This window comes from Flavobacterium sp. I-STPP5a (genome assembly GCF_009764685.1).
Taxonomy (GTDB): domain Bacteria; phylum Bacteroidota; class Bacteroidia; order Flavobacteriales; family Flavobacteriaceae; genus Flavobacterium.
Genome location: NZ_VHLM01000026.1, coordinates 23221 through 33629, shown reverse-complemented (window position 1 = coordinate 33629; position 10409 = coordinate 23221). Strand labels below are relative to the sequence as shown.

The window sequence follows — 10409 nt, the reverse complement described above, 5'->3', positions numbered from 1 at the left end:
TCTTTTAAATCTCACAAGCTTTTTTTAAGGTTTATTTAAAGAGTAAATCTCTAATTACTTTGTTTTACTTGTCAATCATTTAAAGAACGTCTGCGTCATTGCGGGTGCAAAACTACAACCTTTATTCGCTTTTACAAGCTTTTTATTCGCCTTTTTTTGATCTTTTCTTAACTTTTAAACTAAAGCACTGATTAAACGACTCTTAAAACCTGAACTTTTTTAAGTTCTTTTGAACTAGGGCTGTTTTTCTGTAAAATCATGTTATTAAAGAGGATTTGATACCTTTCTTTATACAATGACTCCTGGTTTTTCTAGTGTTGATATTAGTAAACCCTACTCTATTATATGTAGGTAGTGTTCTTTTTACTACTGAAATAACACAATACACCTTTATATATAGGTAGTGTTTTTACTTCTCTGCAAAAAGCGTCTTCTATATCCACAAACCGCGTTAGGGATAGCAGCGGAACGCCCACAGTGACGAACTGCAAGGAAGGAACGAGGACTTGTAGCGAAGAAATACCATCTTGAAATCCTAATTTATTTTGTTTATTTTTTATATTTATTTAATAAATAGAAACCAATTCATTTTTATAAAAGATTTGTTTATCTGCTAAAGCCTCAACTTGATTGAGGCTACTTTTTTGGTTTGATTCTTCTTCTAAAAGAATGTTTATATTTTCTTGATGTTGATTCTTTTTTTGCCTATAATTTTGGTCATATACTTCATTTTTTGACCAAATAACAGTTCAAGACTTTCCCATTCGAGCTCATCAAGTTTATCTGCATATCACACGCCGAAGATGGCTCAACGAAGATACTGGACAAGTAGTCTTTATAGATTGTAATTTAGTGACAGACGGCACCCGCATGACACAAGAGTTTGCGTCTTTTTTAAAAGAAATCAATAGATTCCAGACCAAACGATTGTAATGCAATTGCTTCTTTCTATGGAGTTAGTGGCCTAAATCTACAACATCAATACAAAGATTTTCTCAGTGATTTTAAAACCTGGGATCAACTGCCTCACGCCAAGCAATGGCTAATTTTTCCACAAAACTTAGGCAAACATTTATCGATTGAAGAAACTTCATTCTCCAATGAGGAACTCTATACCATCTTAACCAACAAAGCCGGTAAAGGAAGAAAAGGAACTATCGTATCTATGATTGCAGGAACTAAAGCCGATACTATAATTGCTATTCTTGAAAAAATCACTACCAAGGCACGTAATCAAGCCACAGAAATTACCCTAGATATGGCAGCAAATATGGGACTCGTTGCTAGGAAATGTTTCCCAAATGCTACGCGGGTTACAGACCGCTTTACTCAAATCTTTCATTTTACTTTTGGTATTCGTGATACCGCTACGCTAAATCCATGTTCAAAAATTAGCATTGGATGCTTTACAAGAAATCAGAATCAAATACCGTTGGCAAGCAATCGATCAAGAAAATGAGGCTATAGAAAAAGCTAAAAACGACCTAAAGAATTTGCTTTTGAAGTACTATCTAATGGAGACACACTTAAACAACTACTAGCTCGCAGCCGCTATTTACTCTATAAAAACAAATCTAAATGGTCCGAAAACCAAATAGAACGTGCCACACTATTATTTGAATTATATCCAGATATCGAAAAAGCATATAATTTAGCCCAAGAGTTGAGAAATATATTTGAAAAAAACAACAGATAAAATCATTGGACTCTTAAGAATAGCTAAATGGCATGAAAAAGTAAGCCAATCTGGATTTAAGTCTTTCAATACAATCTCAAGATCTATAATAAATCACTAACAGACCATACTAAACTATTTTGATAACAGAAGCACAAACGCATCTGCAGAGTCGTTCAATGCTAAAACAAAAGCTTTTAGAGCTCAATTTAGAGGCGTTAAAAATGTTGCATTTTTCCTTTTAAGGCTAACAATTATTTATGCTTAATTTTTCATTCCCCACAGGTTTTGGGACTGACCCCTTACTGCAACCTAGAAATTTATTTATATATAAAAAAAACCACCTAAAAGGTGGTTTTTACAATGAGCCGGCGGAGGGACTCGAACCCACGACCTGCTGATTACAAATCAGCTGCTCTAGCCAACTGAGCTACGCTGGCGTCTCATTTCGAGTGCAAATATAGAGATGAATTTGACTTATCCAAAATAAATTTGCGCTTTTTTGTCAATTAATTTGCCTACAATTCGTTGATTTTAGTAATCAATTGATTTGCAGTTTGTTCTAATTCTACATTGATTTGCTTGAAATGTGCTTTTTTATTTTCAACATTTTTAGCATTTACTTTAGTGATCAAAACATCAAAAGCTGCAATAGCCTCATCGATTAAATTATTAGTTTCTGTAGTAGGTTTCCCTGTTGTAGAAATTTCATATAAGTAAACTGCTTCAATAATATCACCTAAAACGTAATTGATGTCTTTCTTTAAATTTTTAACGTTTGCCATTTTTATTCTTTTAAAATTTGATTTTTAATTTGCGTTTGCAAAAGTACATATAATCTTTCTATTCCTGGCTATTAAATGTAAATTTCTAAAATAGAAGCTTTTCCGCTTATTACATAAGTACTTATCTGTGCAGGAATCAACAATGTATCTCCTTTTCTATAATCATACACTTTTTTATTTAGCTCTAAACTAAAATTACCATCAACACACATATACACCGTAAAAGACTCATTAGTTTTATTCATCAAAACCTCACCATCAAGTGGTAAAAAATTGGTAGTAAAATAGGGACAATGAACCACTTCATTTGAAACATTTACCTCTTTTAAATACTCTTTTTGCGTATCTACTGTATTGTAATTAATGGCATCCAAGGCTAAATCAACATGAAGCTCTCTTGTATTCCCATTAGCATCTGTTCTATCAAAATCATAAATACGATATGTAATATCAGATGTTTGTTGAATTTCTGCCACAACCATTCCCGCACCTATAGCATGCACAGTTCCTGTTTCTAAAAAGAAAACATCTCCTTCAAAAACCTTCTTTTGATCTAAAATTGAAAGCAAAGTTTTCTCTTTCAGGTTAGAGACATATTCCGCTGCATTTGATTTATTTTTGAAACCAACAATAATTTCGGCATCGGCATCTGCTTGCATGATATACCACATTTCTGTTTTTCCAAAAGACTGATGTCTTGCTTTCGCCAAAGCGTCGTTAGGATGAACTTGAATAGACAAATCCTCGCGAGCATCTAAATATTTAAAAAGTAGCGGGAACTGGGATCCAAATTTTTCATAGACATTTGAACCTAATATTTCTTCAGGAAACTCCTCAAGTAAGGAGGTTAATGATTTTCCTTTCCAATCTCCATTTGCTACCACACTTACATCACCTTCAACTGCTGATAGCTCCCAACTTTCACCTGTTATAGCAGATGTAATAGATTTTCCTAAAACGTCTTTTAACTTTTCACCACCCCAAATTCTTTCTTTTAGAATGGGCTCAAATTGTAAGGGATAAAAATGCATAACGAAAGAGTTTATTTCTTATTAAAATTAGTACCAAAATAGGCTCTTGAAATACTTTCTAAAGCCTATTTTGGTGTAAAAATAAGAAAACTAAAGTTAAGGAGCTAGTTTTTTTATGGCTTGTAATGCCTTTGGTATGTGTTTTGTAGCCAAGACACTATCAAAAATCATTTGCACAACGCCTTGTTTATCTGTCACATACGTCACTCTCCCAGGCACTAAACCAAAAAGACCCGTAGGCACTCCAAAGCTTTTACGTATTGATTTATCACTATCTGATAACAATATAAAAGGTAGCTTGTATTGCTTAGAAAATTTTTGGTGAGAGGCCGTACTGTCGCTACTAATCCCTATTACTTCTGCACCCAAATCTTTAAAATCCTCATATTGATCTCTAAAACTACAAGCTTGCGCAGTACAACCTGGCGTATTATCTCTAGGATAAAAATAAATGACTAATGGCTTTGAACCCACTACGCTCGCACTATCAAAAGTGTTTCCTTCAGTATCAATGGCTGTAAAATGCGGTATTACATCACCAACTTTTAATTCTTTCATAGTCCTTTATAAGTTACAAAATTACGCGGCGTTTCATACAATACCACTTCTAAATCAAATTCAGGTTTGATTTTCTTTTTGATTTTATTCCAAATTACAACAACAATATTTTCAGCAGTAGGGTTAAGATCTTTAAAATCTGGAACGTCTAAATTTAAATTCTTGTGGTCAAATTGATTTTCAACTTCCTCTTTAATAATATCACTTAAGAATTTTACATCCATAACATAGCCTGTTTCTGGATCAATTTCACCAGTGACACTTACTATCAAATCGTAATTATGTCCGTGGAAATTGGGATTATTACACTTCCCAAACACGGCGTCATTCTGTTCGAAAGTCCAATCCTTTCTATACAATCTATGTGCTGCATTAAAATGAGCTTTTCTTGAAATAGTAACTTTCATATGCTATAGAAATTAATTATTTGTTAAATTATCTTGAGTTAACGGGCTTTTGTGATCTTCTAGATAATGATAAAACTCCTCGAAAATAATTTTAAACCAAACGGTGTATATTTCTGGATGGACCTCCATGTCATTTTTCACGTCTTCAATTTTCATCCATTTCCAACTTTCAACCTCATCCATATTAATTACTGGAGCCTCATTATAATAACCTATCATCACGTGATCCAGTTCATGCTCTGTCAATCCGTTATCAAAGGGCGCTTTGTAAATAAAATGAAACAACTCTTTCAACTCAGTAACAAAACCCATTTCTTCATGCAATCTTCTTGTTCCGGCTTGAATATTTGTTTCACCTTCCCTTTGATGACTACAACAGGTATTGGTCCACAATAAAGGCGAATGGTATTTTTGATGTGCTCGTTGTTGAAGCATGATTTCATTTTGACTGTTTAAAACAAAAACAGAAAAAGCGCGATGCAAAACTGCTTTTTGATGCGCTTCTAGTTTTGGCATAAGCCCAATTTGCTCGTCGTGTATATTGACTAAGATTACATTTTCTTCTGGCATATTTATATATTATGATTTCAAAAGTACGAAAAAATATAATGGAATCTGGGGTTTAACATTCTCTTTCGAATTGTTGAATCTCGCTTTAAACACTTTTATTTATAAAATAGAATCAAGAAATTAAACCATTAAAAAACGACTGCTTTTTTATTTTTCCAAATAAAACAACTCTTTATTTCACAAATTGTTACACTCTTTATGCACTTAAAGCAATTTACAATTTCACCAAATTAGTTTGCTTTCAAAAATTTTTAATATTTAAAATCTACACTTTGTTTTTTAACGTAAATAACAAAAGTTAAATAACTCCTTAAAAGCGTCAATTCGTTAAAAACAAGAACGCTTAAGTCTAAAAATGAATTTATATTTGTAAAAAAGAAATCATGAAAACTAAAATCACTTTTTTTTGCGCTTTGTTCGCAATTCCGCTTTTTATGTTTACTGCCTGTGCACAAAACACCACAAAAAAGCAAACTGCAACTGCAGGATCAGTTATCACAAAACCTGAAAATCCTTATTATTCTAATACTGACACAGCTAAACTAAAAGTGAGTGACTCCGAGTGGAAAAAAGTATTACCCGAAGATGTCTATGAAGTAACCCGAAATGCAGATACAGAAAGACCCTTTACAGGTAAATACTGGAACACTGACGATAAAGGAACCTACTACTGTGCTGCTTGTGGCAACAAATTATTTAGATCTGGCGCCAAATTTTCGAGCAATTGCGGTTGGCCAAGTTTTTTTGAACAAGACAATAAAAACAGTGTGGTCTATAAAAATGACAATTCACTTGGAATGGAACGCATAGAAGCACTTTGCGGAAGATGTGACGGGCATTTAGGACATCTTTTTGATGACGGGCCAGAGCCTACTGGAAAAAGATATTGCATGAATTCTATTGCATTAGACTTTATACCTGATGCTAAATAAAAGAAATAACGAAATCACAAAATTTCAGTAATAACTAAAATCAGTTTGGAGCATATTCAAGCTGATTTTTTTTGTTAAAAACAACATGAAATAAATCAAACTACAATAAAAATATTCCTTACTTTTGAAAAAGACCTTTATTTTCTAAATGTCAATTTATTTGCACAAAGCAATTTACACTAATTCATCACACTCCATGAATACTTATTATTTACTACCTTGTTTACTGCTGTTTTCAATTGGAACACAAGCTCAAAACAATGCCTTAAAAAGTAAAATCACCACTAAAGCAGCCACTTTGGAATCTAAAGTAGTAAGCTGGAGACGTGATTTTCATCAAAATCCTGAATTAGGAAATAAAGAGTTTAAAACTGCCGAAAAAATAGCTGCCCATTTGCAAAGTTTAGGCATTGAAGTTAAAACAGGAGTTGCAAAAACAGGAGTTGTAGGTGTTTTAAAAGGTGGAAAACCAGGTCCTGTTGTAGCATTAAGAGCAGATATGGATGCTTTGCCTGTGATGGAACGTGTAAATTTACCATTTGCTTCAAAAGTTACCGGAGAATACAACGGCACAACGGTAAGCGTAATGCATGCATGCGGACATGACACTCATGTAGCGATGTTGATGGGTACAGCCGAAATTTTAGCTTCTGTAAAAAACGAAATAAAAGGAACTGTAGTATTTATTTTTCAACCCGCAGAAGAAGGACCGCCTGAAGGTGAAGAAGGCGGAGCTGAGTTGATGGTCAAGGAAGGTGTATTAAATAATCCAAAAGTAGATGTCATTTTTGGACTTCATATTAACGCACAAACCGAAGTAGGCCAAATTAAATACCGACCAAGAGGAACTATGGCATCCTCAGACTGGTTTACCATAAAAGTTAATGGCAAGCAATCACATGGAGCCTATCCATGGCAGTCTGTTGATCCTATTGTTACCGCATCGCAAATTGTTATGGGCTTACAAACTATAGTTAGTAGAAATGTAAATCTCACTCAAAATGCCGCTGTAGTAAGTGTTGGCCAAATTAATGCCGGAGTAAGAAGCAATATTATCCCAGAGTCTCTAACGATGACCGGTACCATTAGAACATTAGATGTAGAAACGCAAGATTTCATTCATGGCAAAATAAAAACAATAGCTACAAATATTGCAACAAGTGCTGGGGCAACAGCTGAAGTGGCTATTACCAAAAAAACATTAATTACCTATAACGAACCTTCACTTACAGAGCAAATGCTGCCTACACTGCAAGCTGCCGCTGGAAAAGAAAATGTACTACTGACTGAAGCAGTAACTGGAGCGGAAGATTTCTCATTTTACCAAGCAAAAATTCCAGGTTTATTTTACTTTATAGGAGGAATGCCTAAAGGTAAAAAGCCAAGTGACATGCCCTCACACCACACACCTGATTTTTATATTGATGAAGGAAGCTTCGTATTAGGAATGACTTCTATGGCACATCTTACAATAGATTATATGGAAATGAAATCTAAAAAATAGTTCAACAATCTAAGTAAGTTTCATTCAAAAATAATTTTGATGCGTTTATCTAGAACTATAATCAAACTTTACTTTTCAATACTTGAGCAATCATCTGTGCGCATTTTTCACCATCAATTGCAGCCGAAATAATTCCTCCCGCATATCCCGCTCCCTCGCCACATGGGTACAAACCTTTTATTTGTAGATGTTCATAAGTGACAGGATCTCTTGGTATGCGCACGGGTGATGAAGTTCGTGACTCTGGTGCGTGAAGAATAGCCTCATTAGTTAAATAACCTCGCATTGATTTACCAAACTCAGAAAAACCTTCACGCAAAATGTGGGTTAAATTACTTGGAAATACCTGACCCAACTCTACAGACGTCGTTCCAGGTACATACGATGTTTTTGGAATATCTGATGATACTCTTTTTTGTGTAAAATCAATCATACGTTGCGCTGGCACTTTTTGACTTTCTCCTGCAAGGTGCCATGCACGTTGTTCTATACTTTTTTGAAACTCCATTCCAGCCAGCGCTCCAAACTTTGCAAAAGGTTTGAAATCGTCCAATTGCAACTCAATTACAATTCCAGAATTGGCGGTAGCCTGATCCCTTTTAGATGGTGACCAACCATTTGTTACCACCTCGCCGGGACTGGTTGCACAAGGGGCAATTACGCCTCCTGGACACATACAAAAAGAATACATACCACGGCCTGCAACTTGCTTGACAATGCTGTAAGGCGCTGGAGGTAAATGTTCGCCTCTGTAATCACAACTATATTGTATACTATCAATTAAGGTTTGAGGATGTTCTGCGCGAACACCCAAAGCAAAAGGTTTAGCTTCTATGAAAATCTTTTTTCGATCCAATAGTTCAAAAATATCACGTGCGGAATGTCCCGTGGCTAATATTAATTTATTAGCAAGAATAGTGTCTCCTTTATGCGTAACAATCCCTTGAACTTCATTGTTTTTTACCAAAATATCAGCAACTCTAGTTTCAAACAAAACTTGACCTCCACATTCAATAATTTTTTCACGAATATCCTGAATAATTTGAGGCAATTTATTGGTACCAATGTGTGGGTGCGCATCTACAAGTATGTCATGAGAAGCACCGAAAGCAACAAACAGTTCTAATATTCTATTAACATCACCTCTCTTTTTAGATCTGGTATACAATTTACCATCAGAATAGGTTCCTGCGCCACCTTCGCCAAAACAATAATTAGAATCTTCATGAACTATATGATCTACATTTATAGCTTTTAAATCTCTTCTTCTACCACGAACGTCTTTCCCTCTTTCAACAACAATAGGTTTTAATCCTAATTCTACTAGGTGTAAAGCTGCAAAAAGTCCTGCTGGACCAGCTCCTACTACCAATACTTCCTGAGCATTTGCTACATTAGGAAAATCAGGCATAGTGAATCTTCTTTCGTCAATTACTTCTCCCTTTATAAAAATTTCTACTTTGAGATTGATTTTTATTGCTTTTTGTCGGGCATCAATAGATCTTTTTAAAATAGAAACATGTTGCACATTTTCAGCGGCAACTTTAATTTGCTTTGCCAAATGGTTTTTGAGCAAATCATTATTTGCAGCTATTTCTGGAGTTACTTGTAGTGAAAGTTCTTGAGGCATTTTTTTTAAAATCAACATTGGATGTTACATAGAAGCAGCATCCAAAATATTAGGGTACAAAAGTAACATTTTTTTACAGTCAAAAGGACAAGTAACTACCACTATCCACGATTTAGAAACTAAAAAAATAAATTCATTTTAGAAATAGACTTCGTAACTTTGACATCAAAACAAGTTCAAAATAAAGAATACATGTCTCGTAAAATAAAATTAATTTGGGATTTTCGTGGTCCTAGTGCTGCAAAAACTGCAGAACACCATGAAATTCATCTCAAGGAATACATTGCAATTGAAAAATTACCTTTGCAAATCACAGGATTCGAAATTCATGGCGAAATGCAAGCTATAGCATTTATGGTGGTTACTGATGAGCACATGATTCAAGTGCGTGATGCCTTAAAACCACATCGCGGCGAATTGTATGTCGAATAATACTAGACGATACTGTGAATGGTTTCAAAGAATAACTGACTCAATTTTTCATCTGATGTACCAGCTATTGCAATAATTTCGGCAATATCAACAGGTTTTAATTGATCAGGGTCGCACTCGTCAGTAATTACACTTACGGCAGCGCATGGCAATTTTAATTGATTGGCTACAATAACCTCGGGCGTTGTACTCATTCCTACCATATCTGCCCCAATTCTACCAAGATAGCGATACTCTGCCCTAGTTTCTAATTGTGGACCATAAACTGAAGCATACACCCCTTTTTTTAGTGACAATTCCATTTTACTAGCTTCGGTTAGTAAAATATTATTTAGCGTCTCATCATAAGGTGCACTCATATCTGGAAAAATACCACCGTATTCAAAACTATTCAAGCCAGAAAGCGGACTTCCGCCTTGCAAATTGATGTGATCGTCAAGTAAAATTAAATCTCCTTTTTTGAAATCTTTATTGATTCCGCCTGCAGCATTGCTCAACAACAAATGCTTTATACCTAATTTTTGTAGAACCCTAATAGGAAAAGTAACTTGCTGTAAAGTGTATCCTTCGTATAGATGAAAACGGCCTTGCATAGCAATCACTTTTTTAGACCCAATAGATCCAAAGAGCAACTTACCTTTATGAAACTCAACAGTAGAGACCGGAAAATGCGGAATATCAGCATAATCTATTTCTTGTTCTACTACCAAATAATCTAAAAATTTTCCTAAGCCTGTTCCAAGTACTACGCCTACCTCTGGATTTAAAATTCCTTTAGAAATTAAAAAATCAGCTGATTGTGAAATTTGTGCTAAATATGTCATGTTAAAAAAAACTATTGTTGGTAAATTTCGTAAATAATAATAAATTTACAAAAACCCACGC

General features: G+C 34.6%; 10 protein-coding genes, 1 tRNA gene and 1 pseudogene. 4 read left to right on the top strand and 8 right to left on the bottom strand.

Annotated elements, in window-relative coordinates; translation table 11 throughout:
• Positions 1 to 937 precede the first annotated feature (937 nt).
• A pseudogene (locus FJV36_RS06295) lies at positions 938 to 1943 on the top strand (transposase).
• Between the two features lie 98 nt (positions 1944 to 2041).
• On the opposite strand, the gene FJV36_RS06290 reads toward FJV36_RS06295, so the two are convergent.
• The 6 genes from FJV36_RS06290 to idi all read right to left on the bottom strand — a co-directional run bounded on the left by FJV36_RS06290 (position 2042) and on the right by idi (position 5026).
• Positions 2042 to 2115, bottom strand: a tRNA-Thr gene (locus tag FJV36_RS06290).
• A 78-nt stretch (positions 2116 to 2193) separates the two neighbouring features.
• Positions 2194 to 2460 carry a hypothetical protein gene (locus FJV36_RS06285; protein ID WP_144893109.1) on the bottom strand — a complete coding sequence of 89 codons (267 nt, stop codon included), beginning with the start codon at positions 2458 to 2460 and terminating at the stop codon, positions 2194 to 2196.
• Positions 2461 to 2531: 71 nt separating this feature from the next.
• Positions 2532 to 3491, bottom strand: a complete 960-nt coding sequence (locus tag FJV36_RS06280) for a type I phosphomannose isomerase catalytic subunit (RefSeq protein WP_158727961.1) — start codon at positions 3489 to 3491, stop codon at positions 2532 to 2534.
• Between the two features lie 96 nt (positions 3492 to 3587).
• On the bottom strand, positions 3588 to 4049 hold the full coding sequence (locus FJV36_RS06275) for a peroxiredoxin (RefSeq protein WP_158727960.1): 462 nt from the start codon (positions 4047 to 4049) through the stop codon (positions 3588 to 3590).
• The gene (locus FJV36_RS06270; protein ID WP_086455048.1) at positions 4046 to 4456 is read right to left on the bottom strand and encodes a 6-carboxytetrahydropterin synthase; all 411 of its coding nucleotides are present in this window, start codon (positions 4454 to 4456) and stop codon (positions 4046 to 4048) included. Before FJV36_RS06270 ends, FJV36_RS06275 begins: the two co-directional genes overlap by 4 nt.
• A 12-nt stretch (positions 4457 to 4468) precedes the next feature.
• Entirely contained in the window at positions 4469 to 5026 is a 558-nt protein-coding gene (gene idi, locus FJV36_RS06265) for an isopentenyl-diphosphate Delta-isomerase (RefSeq protein ID WP_158727959.1), read from the bottom strand.
• A 383-nt stretch (positions 5027 to 5409) separates the two neighbouring features.
• Between idi and msrB the strand changes: the two genes are divergently transcribed.
• Positions 5410 to 5958, top strand: a complete 549-nt coding sequence (gene msrB, locus FJV36_RS06260; protein ID WP_158727958.1) for a peptide-methionine (R)-S-oxide reductase MsrB — start codon at positions 5410 to 5412, stop codon at positions 5956 to 5958.
• A 196-nt stretch (positions 5959 to 6154) separates the two neighbouring features.
• Positions 6155 to 7462: an amidohydrolase gene (locus tag FJV36_RS06255; RefSeq protein ID WP_158727967.1), complete on the top strand. Its 1308-nt coding sequence runs from the start codon at positions 6155 to 6157 to the stop codon at positions 7460 to 7462.
• Between the two features lie 61 nt (positions 7463 to 7523).
• Here FJV36_RS06255 and FJV36_RS06250 read toward each other — a convergent pair whose 3' ends face one another.
• A complete protein-coding gene (locus FJV36_RS06250) occupies positions 7524 to 9092 on the bottom strand; it encodes an NAD(P)/FAD-dependent oxidoreductase (protein ID WP_158727957.1) in 1569 nt (522 codons plus the stop codon).
• Between the two features lie 192 nt (positions 9093 to 9284).
• Here FJV36_RS06250 and FJV36_RS06245 point away from each other — a divergent pair, with 192 nt between their 5' ends.
• Positions 9285 to 9524, top strand: a complete 240-nt coding sequence (locus tag FJV36_RS06245) for a hypothetical protein (protein WP_158727956.1) — start codon at positions 9285 to 9287, stop codon at positions 9522 to 9524.
• Between the two features lie 2 nt (positions 9525 to 9526).
• Here FJV36_RS06245 and FJV36_RS06240 read toward each other — a convergent pair whose 3' ends face one another.
• Positions 9527 to 10348, bottom strand: coding sequence for a purine-nucleoside phosphorylase (locus tag FJV36_RS06240; protein WP_158727955.1), 822 nt, complete (start codon positions 10346 to 10348; stop codon positions 9527 to 9529).
• Between the last annotated feature and the right edge of the window lie 61 nt (positions 10349 to 10409).